The following is a 287-nucleotide window of genomic DNA, read 5'->3' on the forward strand; positions in this document are numbered from 1 at the left end:
GTACCAACAGAAATCGCTTTGTTGACTTTGTGATCTACATTCATCAAAGCTGATATCCTCTTAAAATCGTTCCGCTGTATAATACCTTCCTGTTCTGTATATCCGATTGAAGTATAATATTTGGTTGATTCATTTCCGCCAGACATACTCAGTGAGTTATTGTGAGAAAAACCTGTCCGATATACATAATCATACCAGTTGGTATTGATTGGCTGACCATCCGGTCCCTCTGTTAATGCAAACTGATTTGTAGCTGAAAACAAACCCGCATTTGTCAATGACTGGTT

General features: G+C 38.3%; 1 protein-coding gene. It reads right to left on the reverse strand.

Annotated elements, in window-relative coordinates; all coding sequences use genetic code 11:
- A partial coding sequence (locus tag L0U89_RS20355; RefSeq protein ID WP_234863201.1) for a hypothetical protein occupies window positions 1-287 on the reverse strand: 287 nt, incomplete at both ends.

The organism is Mariniradius sediminis, from assembly GCF_021491425.1.
Classification (GTDB): domain Bacteria; phylum Bacteroidota; class Bacteroidia; order Cytophagales; family Cyclobacteriaceae; genus Mariniradius; species Mariniradius saccharolyticus.